Genomic DNA, 22,385 nt, shown 5'->3' with positions numbered 1-22,385 from the left:
GCGCCTGATCGACCACGTCCGGCAGGACGTACAGCAGTCCACGAAGGGCGGATCCCCACGGGGGTCCGCCCTTCGTCGTGCTCGGTGGGCCCGGCACGACGAGGTCGGTGGTTCATGCGCGATCACGCGGCGCAGAACCACCGACCTCGTGCGCAACCACCGACCTCGTCGGAGAAGGGAGCGGAAGGGGGGTGGGAGGGGACAGCAGGGGCTAGCGGGTGAGGAGGGACCGGAGCTGGCGCCAGCGCTCCTGGGCGCCCCAGACCGTGACCTTTACCAGGGCCTCGACCACGATGTCCCGGCTCATCTTCGACCGGCCCTCGGCGCGCTCCACGAACGTGATCGGCACCTCCACCACGTCACCGCCCGCGCGGACCACCCGCCAGGCCATGTCGATCTGGAAGCAGTACCCGTGCGAGGCCACCTGGTCCAGCGGCAGCGCCGCCAGCACCGAGGCCCGGTAGGCACGGAAGCCCGCGGTGGCGTCGCGCACCGGCAGGCCCATCGCGAGCCACGCGTACACGTTGGCCCCGCGCGAGAGCACCTGCCGGTGCAGCGGCCAGTTGACCACCCGTCCGCCGCGCACCCAGCGCGAGCCGATCACCAGGGCGGCGTCGTCGGTGCGGGCGAGCAGCGCGGGCAGGTCCTCCGCGCGGTGCGAGCCGTCGGCGTCCATCTCCACGACCACGTCGTAGCCGCGCTCCAGCGCCCAGCGGAACCCCGCGACATAGGCGGTGCCGAGGCCCTGCTTGCCCGTGCGGTGCAGCACGTGGACCGCGCGGCGCCCGGCGGTGGTGGCGTCCCGCTCGGCGTACTCCTCGGCGAGCTCGCCGGTGCCGTCCGGGGACGCGTCGTCCACCACCAGCACGTCGGCATCCGGCACCTCGCGGCGCAGGCCGTCCAGGGCGCGGGGCAGCGACGCCCGCTCCTCGTAGGTCGGCACGACGACCAGCACGCGGCTCATGCGCCCATCTCCGGCCGGTCGTCCCGGCGGGTGCGCAGCGCGCCCGCCATGCCGGCGATCGTCACCACCACGCCGAGCCCGGCGGTGATCCATCCCGGCCACTGGCCGAGGCGGGCGGCGGGGGTGAGCGACTGGCGCAGCGGCAGCGTCGCGACGAGCTGGTCGGCGGTGAACAGGTCGGTCTCCTGGGCGACGGCCCCGTTGGGGGCGATGACGGCGCTGACGCCGACGGTGGACACCTGCACGGTGGCCCGGCCGAGCTCGACGGCACGGAAGCGGGACATCGCGAGCTGCTGGGTGGACTCGGGCGAGCGCCCGAAGGAGGCGTTGTTGGTCTGCACGACCAGCACCTCGGCGCCCTCGGTGACCGACTCGCGCACGATGCCGTCGTAGGCGACCTCGAAGCAGATCACGTCGCCGAGCACGACGGTGCGGCCGAGCCGCTCGGACTCCAGCGGGATCACCCCGGGCTCGGTGCCGGCGATCATGTCGTGCGTGACCAGGTCCACCGCGGAGGAGAACGGCCGGACCAGCGAGCGGATCGGGATGTACTCGGCGAAGGGCGCCGGTCGCTGCTTGGAGTAGCGGGCCACCGGGCCGACGCCGGGCTCCCAGAGCAGGGCGGTGTTGTAGCGGCCGCCGGACTCCGGGTACTCGATCGTGCCGACCAGCAGCGGGGCGCCGACGGCCTCCCCCGCGGCGTCCAGGTCGGCGGCGACCGAGGCGTCCACCTGCGGGTCGATGTCGGTGCCGTTCTCCGGCCAGAGCACCACGTCGAGGTCGCCGGGCTGCACCTGGTCGAGCAGCGCGTAGGTGCCCGCCAGGTGGTTGTCGAGCACCTCGCGGCGGCGAGAGAACGCGTCCAGGCCGGAGTCGGCGAGGTCGCCCTGCACGGCGCCGACCCGCAGGGTGCCGTCCTCGGCCTTGGTGTCGAGCGGCACGGCGAGCCCGACGACGACCAGCGCCACCGCGACGCCGAGGCGGCCGAGGGTGGGCAGCAGCGCGAACCGGCGGGCGGCGCACCACGCCAGCGCGAGCGCGGCTCCGATCGCGGCGACGGCGGCCGAGACCAGCGGTGCCCCGCCGAGCCGGGCGAGCGCAACCAGCGGTGCGTCGGCCTGGGAGAACGCGAGCCGTCCCCAGGGGAAGCCGCCGAAGGGAGCGACGGAGCGCAGCTCCTCGACGGCCACCCAGAGCACCACGAACACGACGAGCTGCAAGGAGCCCCGGCGCCAGACGGCCTCGCCGCGACGCGCCCAGGTCCAGGCGGCGGCGAACAGGGCGATGAACCCGGCCTCCGCGATCGACAGCGCGATCCACGGCACCAGGCCGACCGCGTCGCCGGCCCAGGTGAGCAGCGGGACGAAGAACGCGACGCCCCACACCAGACCCATCAGGGCGTTCCACCGGGCGCTGTCGCGCCGCAGGGCGAGGAAGAGGAGGGCGATGCCGGGGGCGGCCGCGAACCACCAGCCGAGGTCGGGGAAGGCGCTCCACGTCGCCAGACCACCGACCAGCGCCAGGACCGCGCTCCACCAGCGGGAAGGCTCATGTGCTGGCACGGCGCCAGGGTACGGCACCCACCTGGCCGTCCGGGTCGCTCCCTGAGCCGACCGGCCCGCGTGTCCTTCGTACCGTGGGCGTCGCGGCGGGGCGACGTCCGTTCTCTACTGAACACGCGGGCCCGGCCGGGGCCCTGAGGGGCGATCCGGCAGGGAGCGCGCGCGAGGAGGAGGACCCCCTGCGCGGCGCCGCAGCACCCGAACCACTGCCGAGAACCTACCGGCTCCCTGTGCGCTGTCAAGGCTCCGCAGGCCCAGGTCAGCGGCGTCAGCGCAGGTCACCCCGGCGCCGGGCACCGACCGATCTGACCGACCCGTCCGGGTCACCCGGCGTGTCGCTCGGCGTGTCGCGGAACGGCGGGCGAACGGGGTACCCGCCGCGCGACGCCGGGCTCACCCGTCCGCGTCTCGGGCCGCCGCCGGCGTTCACCCGAGCGTGTCGTGCAGCACCACGCCCGCGCGGACCGTGCGCAGGCAGCGCGGCAGCGGATCGTGCTCCGCCAGGGCGGGCAGCACGGGATCGCGGCGGTCCGTGCCGTACGCCCGCCAGGCGGTGCCGTAGGCCGACTCCGCCGCCGGGGTCGCCGGATCGGCAGCCTCGCCCGAGCCGATCTCCCAGACCGCCAGGTGCGCCGGGGCGCCGACCCGCAGCTCCCCCGCGCCGGTGCCCCCGAGGCCCGCCGCCGTCCAGCCTCCCCGGGTCGCCGCCTCCACGGCCGCGCGCACCGGCACCCGCTGGTCCGGCGTCCGGTGGCGCACCGCCGCCCGCACGGCCGCCCACGGGTCGAGCGGCGCCGAGGGCGCACCCGAGCCGATCGCCACCGGCACCCCGGCGGCCAGCAGGTCCGCCACCGGCAGCAGCGAGGCCGCCCGGCCCCGGCCCAGGCGCGCGGCGTGCATGCCCTCGTCCCCGCCCCAGGCGGCGTCGGTGCCGGGCTGCACCGCGCAGGTCAGCCCGAGCAGCACCGCGGTCGCCAGCGCGGGCGCGTCCAGCATCGTGCCGTGCTCGATCCGGTGACCGGCCCCGCGCAGCGCCTCGACCCCCTCCACGTCCGAGGCGGCACGGAAGCCGAGCAGCACCTCGTCCATCGCGCGGTCGCCGACCACGTGGAAGGCGACCTGGAGGCCGGCGCGGGTCACGGCGGCGACGTGGTTGCTCACCTGCTCCGCGCTGAGGTCCAGCCGCCCGGTGGCGTCCGGGGCGCCGAGGGGCAGGTCGGCGTAGGGCGCGCGCAGGGCGGCGGTGCGGGTGCCGATCGTGCCGTCGACCGCCAGGTCCCCGCCGAGGCCGGTGAGCCCCGGGATCGCGGCGAGGATCTCCCGCGCGTCGTCGGTGGTCTCGCACAGCTCGGCGCGGTAGCCGATCACCAGCGGCAGACCGGAGGCGGGATCGGCGGTGAGGTCCAGCAGCGTCGCGAGGTCGGCGCGGGTGCCGGTCTCCGGGGCGCTGTGGTCGTGCACGGCCACCACCCCCGCCTCGGCGGCCGCCCGCAGCGCCGCCCGGTGCAGCGCGTCCCGGCGTGCGGGGTCGACGTCCATCACGGCACGCCGCACCACCGCGAGCGCCTCTCCGGTGACCAGGCCGCCCTGGCGCCATCCGGCGCGGGTGCGCAGGTCGAGCACCTCGGCGACGGAGGTGGAGACGACGGCGGCGTGCCGGTCGACCCGGAAGAGCACCACCGGTGCCCCGCCGACGGCCGTGTCGAGGTCGGTGCCACGCGGCGGTCGGGGGTCGTCCCAGCGGTGCTCGTCCCAGCCGTGGCCGGTGAGCAGCGTGCCGGTGGCGGCCGAGCGGGCGCCGAGCGGACCCCGGGCGGCGGTGGCGACGGTCGCGACCACCTCGGCGGCCGAGGTCGCGCCGGACAGGTCCACGCCCTCGGCGGCGAGGGCGGTGCCGAGCAGGTGCACGTGGGCGTCGACGAAGCCCGGGGTGACCAGGGCGCCGCGCAGGTCCACCACCTCGTCGGCGGCGGGGGCGAGCCCGTCGGCCTCGTCGTCCCCGCCGATCCAGGCCACGGTCCCGTCGACGATCAGCAGGCTGGTGGCGGAGGGGACGACGGGCGCCAGGACCGCGCCGCCCCGGTACAGGGTGGAGCTCACATCCGGTCACCCTAGCCAGCGCGGACGGGGGCGTCGCGTCGAGCGCCCCGACCGAGCGGAACCGGTTCAGGTCCCGGCGTAGGCGACGACCCCGCGCCGCACCGCCTCGACGGCCTGACGGGCGGTCCGCCGGACGCGCTCCTGCGGGGCGGCCTTGGCGACCTGGTCCAGCACGTCGATCACCTGCTTGCACCAGCGCACGAAGTCGCCGGCTGCGATGTCCGACCCGCGCAGCACGGCGTCCAGGCTGCGCCCGGCGGCCCAGCGGTGGACGGCCTGCACCAGCCCGAGGTCCAGCGGCTGGGTGGTCTCGAGGCCGTGGTCGCGCTCCAGGTCGTCCAGCTCGGACCAGATCCGGGTGGTCGCCTCCAGCGCCGTGCCCAGCCGTCCGGCCGGGCCGCCGGGGATCGCCGGATCGCCCCGGTCGTCCCGGCGCGCCGAGTACACGACCGCGGACACGGCGGCGGCCAGCCCCGGCACGTCGAGCTCGTCCCACGCACCCCGGCGCAGGCACTCGGCGAGCAGCAGGTCGTTCTCCGCGTAGATCCGGCGCAGCCAGATGCCGTCCTCGGTGACCAGCGTGCCGGCGGGTCCCTGGTCGGGGGCGGTGGCGAGGTAGCCCAGCCGGTCCAGCACGTCGCAGATCCGGTCGAAGACCACCGCGATCGACCCCGTGCGCCCCTCGATCCGGCGGACCAGCGCGTCGTGCTCGTCGCGCAGCCGGTACCAGCGCTCGGCCCAGCGGGCGTGGTCCTCCCGGTCCGGGCACTGGTGGCACGGGTGCGCGCGCAGCCGGCGCCGCAGGTCGGCGATCACCGCGTCCTCGTCCTGCACCGTCCGCGCTGCCGCACCACGCCGTCGCGGGGCCACGTCGGCCAGGCGTCCCGAGGCGATCTCGGCGCGCAGCGCGGCGGCCAGGTCACGGCGGTGCGAGGCCGCGCGCGCGGCGAAGCCCTTCGGCACCCGCAGCGTGCCGACCGTGCGCACCCCGTCGCCGACCTCCTGCACGGACAGCCGGCGCACCTCGCGCTCGGCGGTCAGCACCAGTGGACGGCTCACCTCGAAGCCCCCGGCGCGCCCCGCCTCGACCACCACGGCCTGCCACGGGCGACGCCCGGTGCTCACGCTGATCACGTCGCCGACCTCGAGCGCGTGCAGCGACTGCGCGGCGGCCTCCCGACGGGCGGCGGCACCGGCCCGGCGCTCCCCCCGCTCGCGCTGACCGAGCTCGCGACGCATCGCCGCGTACTCGGCGAAGTCCCCGAGGTGGCAGGTCATCGCCTCGGCGTAGCCCTCCAGCGCCTCGGCGTGGCTCTGCGCCTGCCGGGCCAGCCCGACGACGCCGCGGTCCGCCTGGAACTGCGCGAAGGACGTCTCCAGCACCTCGCGGGCCCGCACCCGGCCGACCTGCGCGACCAGGTTCACCGCCATGTTGTAGGTGGGGCGGAACGCCGAGCGCAGCGGGTAGAGGCGCTTGGACGCCAGGCCCGCGAGCGCCATCGGGTCGAGGTCGCCGCGCCCGACGACGACGGCGTGCCCCTCGGTGTCGATCCCGCGCCGCCCGGCCCGTCCGGTGAGCTGCGTGTACTCCCCCGGCGTCATGTCGACGTGCTGCGAGCCGTCCCACTTGACCAGCTTCTCCAGCACCACCGAGCGCGCCGGCATGTTGATCCCGAGCGCCAGGGTCTCGGTGGCGAAGACGACGCGCACCAGCCCCCGGGCGAAGGCCTCCTCGACGGTCTCCTTGAACGCAGGCAGCATCCCGGCGTGGTGGGCGGCCACCCCACGGGTCAACGCCTCGACGAACCGCCAGTAGCCGACGACGTCCAGGTCCTCCTGCGGGATCGACGCGCAGCGGGTCTCGGCGATCAGCCGGATCTCCTCCTGCTCCGCCTGGTCGGTCAGCCGCAGCCCGGCGGCGACGCACTGGTCGACGGCGCCGTCGCAGCCGGCCCGGGAGAAGATGAACACGATCGCGGGCAGCAGTCCCGCCTCGTCCAGGGTGTCGACCATCACCGGGCGGGAGACCGGTCGCGGACCGGGGCCCCGGTCGCCGCCCGCCCCGCCCCCGCCGGGGCGTCGACCGCCGGATCCCCGGTACCCCCGGTCGCCGGGGCCGCGACGTCCCCGGTGCGGCGGGCCGTCCGAGCGCTCGGCGCGGCGCAGCCGGTGCGCCAGCTCGGGGTTGATCGGCGGGTTCTTGCCGGGCGCCGTCGGGTCGACGTTCCCGGCGTACAGGTCGAGCAGGTCGTCGCGCACCAGCACGTGCTGGCCCAGCGGCACCGGCCGGTGCTCGCTCACCACCACGGCCATGTCCCCGCGCACGGTGCGCAGCCAGTCGCCGAACTCCTCGGCGTTCGACACCGTGGCCGACAGCGACACCAGCTGCACGTCGGCGGACAGGTGGATGATCACCTCCTCCCACACCGGCCCCCGGAACCGGTCGGCCAGGTAGTGCACCTCGTCCATCACCACGTAGCCGAGGCCGTCCAGCGTGGACGAGCCCGCGTAGAGCATGTTGCGCAGCACCTCGGTGGTCATCACCACCACCGGCGCCTCGCCGTTGATCGTGGTGTCACCGGTGAGCAGGCCGACGTTCTCCGCCCCGTGCCGGCGCACCAGGTCGCCGTACTTCTGGTTCGACAGCGCCTTGATCGGCGTGGTGTAGAACGCCTTGCGCCCGCCGGCCAGCGCCAGGTGCACCGCGAACTCCCCGACGACGGTCTTGCCCGCACCGGTCGGCGCCGCGACCAGCACGCCGGAGCCGCGCTCCACGGCCTCGCAGGCCTGCACCTGGAAGTCGTCCAGCGGGAAGTCCAGCATCGTCCGGAACCGCGCGAGCTCGGTGCGCTCGGCGGCGGCACGCTTCTTGGCGGCCGCGTAGCGCTCGGCGGGCGAGGGCTCGGGGTCGGGGGCGGGCCGGCGGGGGCCACGGGGTCGCTGCGAGCCGGTGGGGCGGGAGGAGGACGAGGTGTCGCGGGGTGCCACGGGTCCAGCCTAGGTGTCGCCGTCACGCCCGATCGGCGCCGTCACCGCATCCGGATCCCGAACGACGCCGCCGGCGATTCCAGCGCACCCAGCCCGACCTCGATCGTGCACCCGCTCTCCGGCTGCTCGGCCAGCACCCGGATCCCGATCACCTGCGTGGCCCCGCACGCCCGGACGTCGACGCCGTCCAGCCCCAGGCCGCCGGTGAGCGCGAGCAGCAGCTCGACCTCCATGCCGTCGGTGGTGGCGTCGGTGAACAGGTCGGTCCCCTCCTCCGGGCCGGCCCCGGACCACCGGGCGAGCACCCGGTACGGCACCGGGGTCGCCGGATCGGCGAGCGTCACCCCCGTCGGCTCGACCGTGACCCCGGCGATGCGCTGCAACGGGAACGCCGTGCCGGTGATCGCGGCCAGCGCCTCGTCGGTGGCCCGCTGCACGGCGTCCAGCCACGGTCCGTAGTCGGCGGTGACCGCGCCCTCGCCGTCCACCAGCTCCAGGTCCACCGGCAGCGCGACGGTGGCCGGCGCACCGGGCTCCACCGCGACGGCGGGCAGCCGGTAGCCGCACGGGATGTCCAGCCCGTCGGTCGAGGCGCGTACCGGCACGACCACCTCGTCCTGCTCGACCACCTCCGCGCAGGCCTGCCCGTCCTGCGCGCCGGGAAGCACCACCAGCACGTCGCCCCGCAGCGGGGCGTTCGGCGCGCCGGAGAGCGTCACCGTCAGCATCGTCGTCTGCTCGGCGGTGTCGTAGTCGGCGTCCAGGTCGATCCGCAGCCCCGTCGGACGACCCGTCCCGCTGGAGTGCGCGGCGGCCGTGGTGATCTCGACGGCCTCGTCCGCCCGGCCCTCGCGGTCGAGGAGCCCGGCGCGCCAGACCGCGACCCCGCCGCCCGCCAGCACGACCGCCGCCGCCGCGGCGACCAGCACCCGGGTCCGGGCCGACGAGCCCGTCCGCCGCGGTCCGGGCGGACGGGGCGCCGCGCGGGGCGCCGCCTTCGCCATGGTCTCGCCGTGCTCACCGCCCAGCGCACCCGCAGCGAGCGCCGCGACCGGCTCGGTCGTCCGCGGGCTGGTCAGCCGCAGCGCGCGCATCGACGTCGCCGCGGCATCGGCCTCGTCCAGCGTCGCTCTCGCCCGGGGCGCCTCCGCGCCGCCGCCGAGCGACAGCTCGACGGCCGCCTTGTCCGGCAGCCCCTCGTCGGCGGTCGCCCACCGGTCCGGCTCGGCCTGGACCGGCAGTGCCAGGTCGGTCAGTGCCGAGGCCGGCAGCGCCCGCAGCGCCCGGGTGCAGTCCTCCGCCGTCCCACGGCGCGCCGGGTCCTTCGCGAGCATCGCGTCCAGCACCTGCCAGAGCGCGTCGTCCACCGGGATCCGCGGCGGCGCGGAGGTGACGTGGCGCAGCGCCACGGTCACGTTCGTCCCCGCACCGGCGAAGGGGGTCCGGCCCGCCAGCAGCTCGTAGAGCATCACCCCCACCGCGTAGACGTCGGACGCGGGTCCGGACCGCCCGTAGGACACCAGCTCGGGCGCCATGTAGCCGGGGGTGCCGATCAGCTCGGTGACCGCGGCGACCTCGTCCTGGACGATCCCGGCGATCCCGAAGTCGGCCAGCCGGACGTTCTCCGGGACCGGGTCGCCCGCCGCGACGAGGAGCACGTTGTCGGGCTTCACGTCCCGGTGGGTGACCCCGCGCGCGTGCGCGCCGGCGAGCGCGTCCAGCACCGCAGCCGCGAGCGGCACGGCCGTCACGGCGTCGAGCGTGCCGCGCTCCTCGACCAGTGCGGCGAGGCTCGGACCCGCCACCAGATCCATCACGATCGCGAGGTCGTCCCCCTCGACGACGAAGTCGTGCACCCGCACGATCTGCGGGTGCTCGAGCCCCAGCAGCACCGCCCGCTCCTGCACGAACCGGGACAGGATCTCCGGGTCGGCGGCGTGCCGGGGCCACAGCAGCTTCGCCGCCACACCACGCCCGGCCTGCTGGTCCCAGGCCCGCCAGACCTCGCCGGACGCACCCTGCCCGAGCCGCTCGAGCAGCCGGTAGCGGCTGCCCAGCGCGCGTCCCGCTCCCTCGGTCATCCGTCCACCCCGAGGAACCAGGTCAGCGGCTCGGCCACGCCAGCCGCCGCCGACGGCCGCACCGCCGAGGGCGAGGTCGCGGCGTGCAGCACCACCACGTCGACGTCCGCAAGCGCATCGCCGCCGTCCGGCCCGAAGTCCAGGTCCGGTCCGGCCAGGCCCTCGGCAGCGCCGAGCCGGCTGCCGCCGAGCGCCTTCCGCACCGCCGAGGGCGAGGTGCTTCCCGCCCGCTCGGCGGCACGGACCAGCGCCACGGTCGCGTCGTGGGCGGCCTGCCCCGCGCGCGGGACGCCGACCGCGCAGGCGTCGTCGTCGTAGACGTTCCGGCAGACCGGGTCGCCGGCGGCGAGCCGCAGCGCGGTCCGGAACGCCTCCGCCCCGTCACCGGGCCGCGTGCCGGCGGCCGTGACCAGCCCCACCGGTGCACCAGCCGCGGCGAGCGCGTCGCCGAACGCCGGGGTCAGCGCCTCGGGGGTCAGCACCACCGGCAGCTGCCGGGCACCCAGCAGCTCCTGCACCGCCACCACCAGGGCGGCCTGCTCGACCGCACCGCCGGCCACCACCACGGCGTCGACCTGCCGCGCCTCCAGGGCCGCGACCACCTCCTGCGCGGCCGCACGCGGGTCGTCGAGATCGCCCGTGACGGCGGCGGCCAGGTCGAGGGTGCGCCCGGGGGCCGTCAGCAGGTAGGGGCGCTCGGCGCCGGCCTGCTCGAGCGCCGCCACGACCTGGTCGGCCACCGCTCGTGCGGACGGCGCCGTCGACCACACCCCGTCGCTCACCACCGACGGCGCCCCGAAGGGCATCACCACGGCGGTGCCCGCCTGCTCGGCCACCTCCAGCGCGCCGGCCAGGTGGTCGCCCTGCGCGGCGAGCACCACCCCGGCCACCTCGGCGTCCACGAGGGAGCGCATCGCCGCGGTCGCACCGGTGGCCGTCCCGTCGTCCAGCGCCACCTCGAGGTCGACCACGTGCTCGTCGAGCGCGAACCGGTAGCCGGCCACGCGAGCACCCTCGACCAGCGGCCGGAACTCGGAGCCCTCGCCCTCCACCGCCGGGACGAGCACACCGATCCGCACCGGCCCGAGGTCCGCCGCGAGCGTGAGGGACGCCTCGACGGCGGTCGCCACGGGCATCGGCGCGTCGTCGGTGCAGGCCGAGACCGTCAGCGCGAGCGCGAGGGCGGCGACCACCGCCCTGGTGCGGGCCCTCATGCGCCCTGCTCCCCACGCACCTGGATCACCAGCACCGTCTTGACGTCCTCGCCGGCCCGGGCGAACGGCCGGAACTCGTCCAGACGCTCCTGCGCCGCGGCGAACTGCGCGGTGCGCAGGCCGAGCTCGCGCAGGCCCGCGGTGCGCAGGTTCCCGTAGGCCGAGGTGGTGCCGCCGACCGTGTCGAGCACCGTCCCGGTCTCGCCGACCTGCGTGGTGATCGCGTGCAGCTTGCCCATCAGCCCGGTCCGGCTGGTCGGCTCGGGTGATCCGAGGTTCGCGAGCAGGTCGGCGAAGTCCGCATCGAGGATCTGCGCCACCTCCGTCGACCGTGCGGCCGACCGGTTCATCGACGCGTCCAGCCGGGTGAGCATCTCGTTCATCGCGAGGTCGTGACTCGCGAGGATCGCGTCGACGTCCGTCCCCACCTGGCTCCGAGCGGCCTCGACCAGCGCGAGCGAGCCGCCGAGAGCCGCCTCGCGCTGCACGGTCACCTCCTGCACGATCTGGTCGGAGAACTGGTCGATCTGCTGATCAGACCGCTCGGCTGCCGACGTGGCGACCCCGGCGGTGTGCTCCGTCCAGCCCGCCGCGTCACCCGCGCTCGTCAGGATCTGACCGTTCAGGTCGTCCAGGCGGCTGCCGAGCCCATTCTGCGCGCACAGCAGCCGGTTGGTCAGCCACACCACGCCCTGACCGGCCGCTGCCGGTCGCTCGGCGGTGCCCGGCAGGACCGCGGGGCAGGCGTGCTCCGTCCCGACCGGCTGCACCGAGTCGTCGGGCCAGATCGCGTCGAGCGTGGTGCCGGCCGCGTCGATGGTCCGGTGCAGCGCAGCCAGGTCGGTGCCGCCGCTCGCGGCGCGGACGTCCGCCACCGCTGCGGCGACCTCGGCCAGCGCACCGGTCCCCTGCGTCGGGCTCCACAGCGCGTCGATCCCGGTGACGAGCGAGCCCGCGGGCCCGGTGAGCGCGATCAGGTCGTCGATCGACCGCACCACCGCGTCCAGGTCCGCCGCGGCCGCGCCCAGGGCCGTGCTCTGCGTCCCGACCGCGGTCGCCGCCTGCGCGTACCCAGCGACCAGCTCACGGGTCGCCGCGGCCACCGGCTGCACCGAGCAGCCCGGACGGTCGAGGGTGGCCAACGCGGAGTCGAGGCCCTCCTGGGTGGGGTCGCCGCCGAGGTCGGCGGCCCAGTGCTCGTCGCAGCCCCGGCCCTCGGCGACGAGGTCCTCGATGCCGGCCACGAGCCCCGACCCGAGGAACCACACGCCGACGCTCTCGACGCCCTCGCCAGCCAGCTCGGCAGCATCCAGGTCCGACCCGACGTCGACGAGGGTCGCCCGCAGGGCCGTGAGCGAGGACGTGATCGTCGTCACCGTCGACCGGAGCGCGTCGGTCCGGGCCTGCGCGCCGATCACCGCCGCCTCCACGGCGCGCAGCCCCTGGTCCAGCCCGCCTCCCAGCGCGTCCGCGCCGGCACGCAGGGCGGCGACCTCCGCGCGCAGGTCGCCCAGCCCTGCCGCCAGGCCGTCCGGTCCACCGAGGGCCGTGGCCAGCGTCGGCACCTCGAGCCCGTCGTAGGCGTCCCGCGCGAGGGCACCGGCCTGCACGATCTCGGCGAACCCGGCCTGCAGCGACTCGCCGGCGAGCAGCAGCACGCAGGTGACCGTGCGGTCGGTCGGTGCGCTCTGCCGGCAGGCCGTCGCCTGTGCCGGGTCCTCCAGCGTCGCCGGGTCCCCGAGGGTCTGCGCGACGACCTGGTGCAGCGCGTCCCTGCAGGTGCTGGTGGCACCGTCCTGACCGGCCTCGAACAGCCCCACGATCGTCCGCAGCTGGGCGTCGGCGAGGTGCACGGTGGACGCGACGGTCCGCTCCTGCCCCTCGGCGAGGGTCGGCATCTGCACCGAGCAGCCCGCCACCGACGCCCCTACCAGCTCGGGCGGGGTCCGGGTGGGGCCGAGCAGCGCGTCGAGCGATCGGGCGAAGGCGTCCACCTGGGCGTGGGTCTGCGTCCCGAGCCGGCTGGTGTCGCCCTGCGCCTGGTCGAGGATCGACCCGAGGTCGTCCGCGGCCACCAGGAGGTGGTCGAGCACCGATGCGGAGCTCTCCTCGAGCTCGCGGTAGGTCTGCTCGCCGATCTGCGCCACGTCCGCCTGGAGCGCGGCGTGCACCTGGTCCACGAACTCGCGCGCCGACGTGATCTGCGCGGTCACGTCCAGGACCAGCGCGACGGTCGAGGCCTGGAGGTGGGCCGAGTCGCCGTCCGCGCCGTACGCGCGCTGCACCAGCGCCTCGACAGAGGGGTCGGTCAGCAGGCCGGGCTGCACGGTGAGGTCGAGCGCCGGCACCTGGAAGTCGTCGGTGTCCAGCACCAGCGTCAGCTCGGTGGTGCCGGAGAGCATCGGCGGCGCGAGGAACGCCGCCCACTGCACCGAGCGACCGCTGTCGTCCGTCTCGACCAGCACCCCGTTGGTCACCCGCGGGTCCGCGACCCCGTCCTCGACGCTCTGCACCACGCGGTCTCCCGCACCGAGGTGGGCGGAGGCGACCACGGTCAGCGGGACGCCGACCAGCGCCTGCTGCCGGTAGCGCACGCCGTCGGTCTCGTAGGACAGCTCGGTCGCCTCGGCGGTGCGGTCCTCGACGGTCACCTGGATCGTGAACCGCCCGGACCGGCCGGTCAGCTCCGCGAGGTCCGTGCCGGAGCCACCGTCGTGCCACCAGGACGTCTGGACCCGCACCGGCAGGTCGGCGGCCGCCCGGGTCGGGTCGAGCGTCTGCGCGGCCTCGGTCACGTGCCCCTCGGCGTCACGCGTGACGCTGGCGGTGGTGACGGCGGAGATCGAGGTGTCCGGACCCATGACGACCTCGATCGTCTGGATCCCGGCCTGATCGGCAGCCGCCGGGCGCGGCAGCAGAAACATCGTCGCCGCCAATGCGACGACGATCACCGCACCGATCAGCACCGACATTCTGCGGTGATTGCGCACCTGTCGAACCATCGCGTCCGTCCTGAGCACCGGTCCCCCTCGTCGTTCGTCCGCCGACGCGCTCGCGCCCGGCCGTCCTGCACGTTCCTGGCGGCGGATGCTAGTCGATGCGCAGGTAGACGACGTGCGATCTGCGTGGTGCCCCCGACCGACCCCGGTCCACGGCCCTGCGCAGCGCTACCACGAACGACAATTCGGGCACTATTTCAGTGTTTTCACTCATGCCTCGTCGACCGCCGTGCGAAAACCTCCGTCCGTGCTCTTCGGGCCGCCGTCGATGGGTTAGATTCCCCGCTCCGAGCATCCGCCCGGGCCACACCCACGAAGACAGGGGATCCTTCGCATGGCGAACATGAACGTCAGCTACGACGAGATGCAGAGCGCGGCCACCCAGCTGCGCACCGGCCAGACCCAGCTGCAGGACCAGCTCACCCAGCTGCGCACCTTCATCGCCAACCTGGTGTCCGGCGGCTTCGTCACCGACCAGGCCTCGATGGCCTTCAACGAGACCTACGAGCAGTTCACGACCGCCGCGACGAACACCGTGGCGAACCTGGACGTCCTGGCGCGGAACCTGGAGACCACGGCCTCCGTGCTCCGCGACACCGACTCCCAGCTCGCCGCGCAGCTGCGCGGCTGACACCCGAGCGGGGTCCGGTCCCGGCGGCTGCACGCGCCGGGACCGGGCCCGACCGCGTCCGACCCCTCCGACCCCGAGGCCCCATGCGCACCCGAGTCGTCCTGCGCCGCCCGGACGGCACCGCCGTCCCCGTCGCGATCACCACCGACGCCACCGCCACCGCCGGCGACCTCGCCGACGCGCTCACCCGCGCCGACGGCGGCCTCGCGGGCCGAGGCACACCCGTGGTCCGCATCCACCGCCCCGAGGACGTCGAGCTGCGCGAGATCCCGCGCGAGGCGAGCCTGAGCGAGGCCGGCTTCCGCGCCGGCTCCACGATCGAGGTCGCCACGCCCTCGCAGACCGCCCAGGCGGCCCGGTCCCTTGCCGTCGCGCGGCTGGTCGTCGTCGCCGGCCCCGACTCCGGCCGCGAGATCGACCTCACCGCCGGGGTCACCACGGTCGGACGCGGTGCGGACTGCGACCTGCGGCTCTCCGACCAGCAGGTCTCCCGGCTGCACGCCCGGCTCCTCATCGGCGAGGAGATCGAGGTGGCCGACGCCGGGTCCGCCAACGGCGTGCTGATCGACGACGAGATCGTCGCGCGGTCGGTCCTGCGCCCGGACGACACCGTCGTGCTCGGCGGCACCGAGATCCAGGTGCAGCTGATCGACCCGGACGCCACCACGCACACCGTCAGCGCCACCGGCGCGATGGTCCGGCACAACCGCTCGCCCCGGATGGTCGAGCGCTACGCCGACCGCTCGCTGCCCGCGCCGGAGGTGCCGAGCCCGGCGCAGCCCGGCCGGTTCCCCGGCCTCGCGCTGATCGCACCCCTGGCCATGGGCGTGGCGATGTACTCGGTCACCCGCAACTCCATGTCGCTGATGTTCGTCGCCCTGAGCCCGGTGATGATGCTCGCGAACTGGTGGAACGGACGCAGCACCGGCCGGCGGCGGCTGCGCACCGAGACCGCCGCCTTCCACGAGGGGATCGACCTGCTGCGCCGACAGGTCGAGCACGACCACCTGGTCGAGCGGGAGGCCCGGCTGGCCGAGGCGCCCGCCACCCGCGACACCGTCGGTGCCGCCCTCGCGCTCGCCCCGGTGCTGTGGTCGCAGCGCCCCGACGAGGCCGGGTTCCTCACCGTCCGGCTCGGCATCGGCACCGCACCGTCCCGCACCACCGTCGACGCCCCGAACCGGGGGTCCGCCGACGCCGTGCTGTGGGAGGAGCTGCAGCAGACGCTCGGCGAGCTGCAGGACGTCACCGGCGTCCCGCACGTCGCCGATCTCACCGCCGACGGCGTGCTCGGCATCGCCGGCGAGCCCGAGCACGCCGTCCCCGTGGCCCGCGCGGTGCTCGCCCAGATCGCCAGCCTGCACTCCCCCGCCGAGCTCGTGATCGCCGGCCTCGCCTCGCGCACCAGCGCACCCTGCTGGCTCTGGCTGTCCTGGCTGCCGCACGTCGACTCCGCGCACTCCCCGCTCGGCACGCACCTCGCCTCGGGACCCGCCGCCTGCACCAGCGTCGTCACCCAGATCGAAGAGCTGATCGCGCAGCGGCGCGGTGCCACCCGCGGCGCCTCTCGCACCGCGCCCTGGGTGGTCGTCCTGGTCGAGGACGACGCCCCCGCCGAGCGCGGCCGCCTGGTCCGGATCGCCGAAGAGGGACCCGCCATGGGCGTCGTCGTCATCTGGTGCGCCCGCTCCCAGCGCCGACTGCCCGCCTCCTGCCGGATCGTGCTGATCGCCGACGAGCACGGCGCCCGCACCGGCCGCACCGCCGACGGGACCTGGCACCCCGTCACCCCGGAGACCCTGGACGAGGACACCGCCGTGGCGCTCGGCCGGCACCTCGCCGGCGTCGCCGACGCCGGGGCGCTCACCCTCGACGAGTCCGACCTGCCCCGCGCCGTCGGCTACCTGTCCGTGGCCGGCGCCGAGATCGCCACCGAGCCCGAGGCCGTCATCGAGCGCTGGCGCGAGACCGGATCCCTCCTCGACCGCGACGCCCCACCCGTGCGACGCAGCCACGACGCCCACCTGCGCGGCACCATCGGCCAGGGCGCCGACGGCGAGTTCGTGCTCGACCTGCGCACCCAGGGACCGCACGCCCTGGTCGGCGGGACCACCGGCGCCGGCAAGTCCGAGTTCCTCCAGGCCTGGGTGCTCGGCATGGCCGCCGCGCACTCGCCGGACCGGATCACCTTCCTGTTCGTCGACTACAAGGGCGGCGCCGCGTTCGCCGACTGCGTCGACCTGCCGCACTGCGTCGGGCTCGTCACCGACCTCGCCGGCCACCTGGTCCGGCGCGCCCTGACCTCCCTGCGCGCCGAGCTGCGCCACCGCGAGCACCTGCTCGCCTCCGTCGGCGCCAAGGACCTGCTCGCCATGGAACGCACCGGCGACCCCCGCACCCCGCCCGCCCTGGTCATCGTCGTCGACGAGTTCGCCGCCCTGGTCCAGGAGATCCCCGAGTTCGTCGACGGCGTCGTCGACGTCGCCCAGCGCGGCCGCTCCCTCGGCCTGCACCTCGTCCTGGCCACCCAGCGCCCCGCCGGCGTCATCAAGGACAACCTGCGCGCCAACACCAACCTGCGCATCGCGCTGCGCATGGCCGACGAGTCCGACTCCTCCGACGTCCTGGGCAGCCCCATGGCCGCCCACATCGACCCCCGTACCCCCGGACGCGGCGCCGTCCGCACCGGCCCCGGACGCCTCACCCTCTTCCAGACCGGCTACGTCGGCGGCCGCGCCACCACCACCGCGCCCCCACCCACCATCGGCGTCGAGTCCCTCACCTTCGGCCCCGGCGAACCCTGGACCGTCCCACCCCACCCCGCCGCCCTGCTCCCCCGCGCCGCCGACGGCCCCACCGAAGCCGCCCGCGTCGTCGCCACCCTGCGGGAGGCCGCCGACCGGGCGGGGGTTCCGGCGCCGCGGCGGCCGTGGCTGGACGAGATCCCCACCGTCATCCCGCTCGACACCACCGGCGACCACACCGACGGTGACCTGCCCCTGGGCACCATCGACGTCCCCGCCGAGCAGGCCCAGCACCCCTACCGATACCTCCCCGACGACGACGGCGCTCTCGCCGTGTTCGGCACCACCGGCTCGGGCAAGTCCACCGTCCTGCGCACCATCGCCACCGCCGCCGCCACCGCACGCGGGCACGTGCGCATCTACGGCCTCGACTTCGCCACCGGCGCCCTCGCCATGCTCGAAGCACTGCCCCAGGTCGGATCGATCATCAACGGCTCCGACACCGAGCGCGTCACCCGGGTGCTGACCGAGCTGAGCGACGAGGTCGACACCCGCGCCGCCGCGTTCTCCGCAGCTCGGGCAGACGACCTGGACACCTATCGCGGGCTGACCGGGAGCGACCTGGCGCGCGTGTTCCTGCTGGTCGACGGGTTCTCGGCGTTCCGTGACGGCTACGAAAACCAGTCAGGCCGTCAAGCCGTCTTCGCCGCGCTCCAACGGCTGGTCACCGAAGGTCGCGCGGTCGGCGTCCACGTGGTGCTGACCGCCGACCGCTCTGCCGCGCTCCCGAGCGCCTTCGCGGCCGCCATCACCCGCCGGCTCGTGCTGCGCCAGGCGGACGAGAACGCCTACAGCACGCTCGGCGCTCCGAGAGACGTGCTGACCCCGGAGAGCCATCCGGGACGTGCCGTGCTCTCCGGGAGCACGGACTTCCTCCAGATCGCCGTGATCAGCGGCAACGAGTCGCCGAAGACACAGGCCGACGCCACACTCGCGCTCGCGGGCCACCTGGAGTGGACCGGAGCACCCTGCGCGCCTGAGGTCCGCCGCCTGTCCGACCACATCGCGCTCGGTGACCTGCCGACCGAGGTGGACGGTAAGCCGGTGCTCGGGGTGGCCGACGACGACCTCGCACCCGTCGGATTCGACCGCTCCGGCGTCTTCCTGGTCGCCGGTCTCTCGGGCTCTGGGCGCACCACCGCGCTCAGAACCCTGACGCGCTCACTTCGACAGCACGGGGACCTGCCGATCTACTTCGCCGGCCCTCGCGGTTCGACCCTCCGGCTGGCAGAACGCTGGGACCGCTCGGCGACAGGCCCGTCCGAGACCAACGCACTGGCGAAGGATCTGCTCGAGGAGTTCGAGCGGCCCGCCTCCGCCTCCGGAGGTTCGACCCTCGTGATCGAGGGGGTCACCGCACACATCAATGGCGAGGCCGACTCCGCCCTGGTCGCGCTCATCCGCGCCGCGCGGGCGAACGGCCACCTCATCGTCGCCGAGGCGGAGAGCTCCACCTGGGCCTCGTCCTGGGTGCTGGCGAACGATCTGAAGAGCGAGCGTCGCGGGATCGTGCTCCAGCCCGACCAAGCCGACGGCGACCAGGTGCTGCGGACATCCTTCCCCCGCGTCAAACGTGCCGACAACCCACCCGGCCGCGGATATCTCGCCGAGTCCGGCCGGGTCCGCCTGGTCCAGCTGCCCATCACCACCTCCGACACCTTCGACGAACGGACCGACAGATGAGCGACCTCATCGTCAACCAGGACGCCATCTCGGCGTCCGCAGCACAGCTCAGCGCGTTCAGGCAGACGGTCGCGCTCGACCCGTTTCCGCCCAGGATCGACGGCTGCGGCTCGACATCCGTCGCCGAGGCGTTCCGCCAGGCCTACGCGCTGATCTCCGGGCAAGAGACGACCGTCCGAGAGAACTGGACCACCGCGGGCGACCAGCTGTCGTCCACGCTCGCCGCCTTCACCACCGCCGACCAAAACCTCGCGACCCAAGGGAGCTGACCCACCGTGCTGAAAGACCCGACCCGGGGCGACACCGATGCGATCCGTACGGCAGCACGCCTGCTCAACGGCCGCGCCCAGGCGCTCGTCAACGACCGGGCCACGGCCGATCGTCAGGCCGAGGTCGCCACAGACGGCCGATGGACCGGTGCTGCCGCCGCCGCCTTCGCCACCACGATGGACGGTTTCTCCACGACCGCTGTCGGCATCGTCGACGCCTGGGACCGCCTGGCCACCACCCTGGTCGACTACGCCAGCCGGCTCGACGCCCTCCAGGACGACTACCAGACCGCGCTCGCTTCCCTCGACCCGGACGCAGGTGTCAGGGCCAACGCACGCCACTTCGACGACATGCACGAGGCCGGCACGCGCCGCAGGTCTCTCGACGCCGAGATCGTGCGGACACTCGGTGATTCCGCAGGGCCAGGAGCCGCCATGTGGATCGCGACGACGACAGGACCGGACGGACGCCGGCTCAGCGACCAGAAGATCATTGAGGAGATCATCGGACGCGTCGACGACGGTGCGATCACCGTCGACGACCTCGATCTCGTCCAGCAGTTCCTCCTGCAGAACGCCTCCGACCCGGCGCTCTGCGACAAGTTTTACACCGCCCTGGGTGCCACCGGGACCGTCGACCTGCTCGACGCCGCCGTCACCGTGCCCGGGATGTCCGACCTCGACACACGCCGAGCACAGCAGCTTCTCTCGCTGCTGTCGACAAGCCTGACCTCGGCCGCGACCACCTGGACCGCGACGGCGTGCCAGGAGTTCGGTGCCGCCCTCGTCGACACCATCACCGATCCCGAATGCTCAGCGATCGTCACCGTCCCCGCCCTGCTGTCGGCCGCCGGACTCACCCCAGACATCAGCGCAGGCGCATTCGTCCGGCTCGAGCAGATCCGCACGACAGACCCCGCACTGTTCGCTCAGATCGGGGTGGAGCGCGGACCCGAGAGCCTCTTCGGTGATGCGGGGCTGGCCGCTTGGGCCCTGGGAAGCACCGGCGTCGTCGACCTCGCTGCGAGCATCTTCGGCGGGATCTCGACCGACCCCCAGCTCGCGCTCGAAGCCTTCGGCGGCCTGACGGGCGACCCGCGCCTCGCCCCCGAGCTCACCGGTGCGACTTGGGCCGCCTCGGCCACGGAGCGCATCGACTACTGGTTCTACGAGCGCGACTGGTCACTCGGGGGCTTCACCGCACCGACCGAGCTGCTCGCATCAGTCATCACCTGCCCCACACTCCAGGAAGGCCGATACAGCGCAAGCAAGGGAACACCCTGGTACGAAGTCACGACCTTCGCCAGCCGCGCCGTCGAGGGCCTTGGCGCCAACAGGTCCTTCACCGTGAGCAGCATCTCCGCAGCCGCCACCGAACACCTCATCACCGCCCTGACGCCGTACATCCCAGAGATCGCCGCATGCGCAACGAACGGCGACCCGGACAAATCTACACAGCACATCTACTCGGGCCTTGGCGTGCACGAAACGGCAGGACTCGAAATGAACCGCGGCAACCTGGCGCGCCTTTTAGGGATCACCCTGGCCCAGGAGGGTTCACTGGAGTCCTTCGGTGACGCGCTGAATTTCTGGAAATCCGGCCTGGTCACGGCGATCAACAATGGCAAAATTCCGACCGACGAGGTCAAGACCGCCCTGGAGATGCTCGGCGCGATGCAAGGATTCACCGCCGCCTACGGCGCCGAGGTACAGATCCACGCCGGCAACATCAGCGACGCGCACCAACAACGCTTGGACCTGGCATTCACCCTGCTGTCATTCATTCCCGGCGCATCCACCGGAAGCGAGATCACTGATTACCTAGCCGGGATCGGCGCCGGCCAGGCCCAAGGCGTGATAGCCGCCATGGATCCACAGATCCTCAGCGACGACGAACTCTCCCGACTCGGCAGAGATCCCCGAACGGACGGCACCCTGCACGTCACCGACATCGCCCAGAACAAGATGACCAGTTCCCTCGACGAGGCGCTGCACCTCACCCCGGAAGCCCTCGCCACCCTCCGCGACCAGACACCAGCCGAGATCGTTCGCAACGCCTACGCCACAACAGCCAACGCCACCTCCAACATCAACTCCACCCAGGACTACTCCATCGTCGCCCCCGACGCTCTCGAAGGCGGCCCTTCCACCCCACGAAGGGACATGCCGTGATCGCCTGGATCCGCACCCACCTGGCCGCGACCGTCACCCTCGTCCTGGCCGCCCTCGTCACCGCAGGCCTGACCGTCCTGTACACGGGCGCCGACGAAGCCCGCGAAGCTGCCCACCGACCCGACCCGGTACTGCCTCTGGCAGCCCCGGCCGAGTTCCACCTGACACCTGAGCTCGACACCACCAACGACCTGGAGAACACCGCGGCCGTCCGCGCCATCCGCACCAGCTACACAGCCTTCTACTGGGCGAAGGTCACGAATTCCAGCAACTTCGCTCAGTTCAATATCTACCTTGGCATGAATAAAAACTTCCCGTTCCGATTCATCACACTCACCAGCAGGGACTACAAGCCCGACGTCCCCCTCGGACCACCGCCGTTCACCCCGATAGCCATCACCGAGAACGAGGACGGCACTACTACCGTCGACGGATGCGAATCGACCGACTGGCGCTACTACTCGTTCGACTCCGACGAGATCGAACCTCAGGGGGCCGCAGAGACATCGATCAGTCCGCAGTCGTTCCTCCTGTCACCGCCCAAGGAGGCCGAGCGCGCCGCCCTGGCGAACTACGACCTACCTGAGGACCTCCTGCTCATCCGTGACGACAGCACGACAAGCGGTACCAGCTTCGACTGCACCGGCGTCACCCCCGTCCAGCAGGAGTTCACCAACTGGCAGGAGAACCTGTGGGGGTGACCGCACCGGCACACCGTTCGACATCGCACCCCCGTGATGCGCTGCCAACGCTCGCGCTCGTGCTCCATCGGAGGCGCGGCACATCGGGTCAAGGTCAAGTTCGCTCTCCTGTCCACGATCCAGCCGGCCGGCCCTGGACGTCGTGATCGCCGAGGGTGAGGCCTCGAACCAGTACTGGTCAAGCGATCCGCACAGCGGCGCAGTACATGCCCGACCC

General features: G+C 73.9%; 12 protein-coding genes. 5 read left to right on the top strand and 7 right to left on the bottom strand.

The features are described 5' to 3' along the window. Positions 1 to 211: 211 nt before the first annotated feature. The 7 genes from ACZ5HG_RS08915 to ACZ5HG_RS08885 all read right to left on the bottom strand — a co-directional run bounded on the left by ACZ5HG_RS08915 (position 212) and on the right by ACZ5HG_RS08885 (position 13,881). Positions 212 to 964, bottom strand: coding sequence for a polyprenol monophosphomannose synthase (locus ACZ5HG_RS08915; protein ID WP_464181904.1), 753 nt, complete (start codon positions 962 to 964; stop codon positions 212 to 214). Continuing rightward, entirely contained in the window at positions 961 to 2,526 is a 1,566-nt protein-coding gene (gene lnt, locus ACZ5HG_RS08910) for an apolipoprotein N-acyltransferase (RefSeq protein ID WP_464181903.1), read from the bottom strand. Before lnt ends, ACZ5HG_RS08915 begins: the two co-directional genes overlap by 4 nt. A gap of 426 nt (positions 2,527 to 2,952) precedes the next feature. Next, positions 2,953 to 4,626, bottom strand: a complete 1,674-nt coding sequence (locus ACZ5HG_RS08905; protein ID WP_464181901.1) for an amidohydrolase — start codon at positions 4,624 to 4,626, stop codon at positions 2,953 to 2,955. A gap of 66 nt (positions 4,627 to 4,692) precedes the next feature. After that, positions 4,693 to 7,614 (bottom strand): DEAD/DEAH box helicase, encoded by a 2,922-nt coding sequence (locus ACZ5HG_RS08900; RefSeq protein WP_464181899.1) that lies wholly within the window; start codon positions 7,612 to 7,614, stop codon positions 4,693 to 4,695. A gap of 41 nt (positions 7,615 to 7,655) precedes the next feature. Next, positions 7,656 to 9,695, bottom strand: a complete 2,040-nt coding sequence (locus ACZ5HG_RS08895; protein ID WP_464181898.1) for a serine/threonine-protein kinase — start codon at positions 9,693 to 9,695, stop codon at positions 7,656 to 7,658. Then, entirely contained in the window at positions 9,692 to 10,909 is a 1,218-nt protein-coding gene (locus ACZ5HG_RS08890) for an ABC transporter substrate-binding protein (protein ID WP_464181897.1), read from the bottom strand. Before ACZ5HG_RS08890 ends, ACZ5HG_RS08895 begins: the two co-directional genes overlap by 4 nt. Continuing rightward, positions 10,906 to 13,881 (bottom strand): hypothetical protein, encoded by a 2,976-nt coding sequence (locus ACZ5HG_RS08885; RefSeq protein ID WP_464181895.1) that lies wholly within the window; start codon positions 13,879 to 13,881, stop codon positions 10,906 to 10,908. The genes ACZ5HG_RS08890 and ACZ5HG_RS08885 overlap by 4 nt, the downstream gene beginning before the upstream one ends. Positions 13,882 to 14,251: 370 nt before the next feature. On the opposite strand from ACZ5HG_RS08885, the gene ACZ5HG_RS08880 reads away from it, so the two are divergent. The 5 genes from ACZ5HG_RS08880 to ACZ5HG_RS08860 all read left to right on the top strand — a co-directional run bounded on the left by ACZ5HG_RS08880 (position 14,252) and on the right by ACZ5HG_RS08860 (position 22,168). After that, positions 14,252 to 14,539 carry a WXG100 family type VII secretion target gene (locus tag ACZ5HG_RS08880; protein WP_464181894.1) on the top strand — a complete coding sequence of 96 codons (288 nt, stop codon included), beginning with the start codon at positions 14,252 to 14,254 and terminating at the stop codon, positions 14,537 to 14,539. 83 nt (positions 14,540 to 14,622) lie between these two features. Then, positions 14,623 to 19,026: an FtsK/SpoIIIE domain-containing protein gene (locus tag ACZ5HG_RS08875; protein WP_464181893.1), complete on the top strand. Its 4,404-nt coding sequence runs from the start codon at positions 14,623 to 14,625 to the stop codon at positions 19,024 to 19,026. After that, entirely contained in the window at positions 19,023 to 19,295 is a 273-nt protein-coding gene (locus ACZ5HG_RS08870) for a hypothetical protein (protein WP_464181892.1), read from the top strand. The genes ACZ5HG_RS08875 and ACZ5HG_RS08870 overlap by 4 nt, the downstream gene beginning before the upstream one ends. Before the next feature lie 6 nt (positions 19,296 to 19,301). Next, positions 19,302 to 21,467 carry a WXG100 family type VII secretion target gene (locus ACZ5HG_RS08865; RefSeq protein WP_464181890.1) on the top strand — a complete coding sequence of 722 codons (2,166 nt, stop codon included), beginning with the start codon at positions 19,302 to 19,304 and terminating at the stop codon, positions 21,465 to 21,467. After that, complete coding sequence (locus ACZ5HG_RS08860; protein ID WP_464181889.1) at positions 21,464 to 22,168, top strand: hypothetical protein; 705 nt, start codon at positions 21,464 to 21,466, stop codon at positions 22,166 to 22,168. The genes ACZ5HG_RS08865 and ACZ5HG_RS08860 overlap by 4 nt, the downstream gene beginning before the upstream one ends. Positions 22,169 to 22,385: the final 217 nt, after the last annotated feature.

It is taken from the genome of Cellulomonas sp. GTC20042 (genome assembly GCF_055389595.1).
Note: the sequence above shows the minus strand (reverse complement) of the source record. Positions and strands in the feature narration are given on the sequence as shown.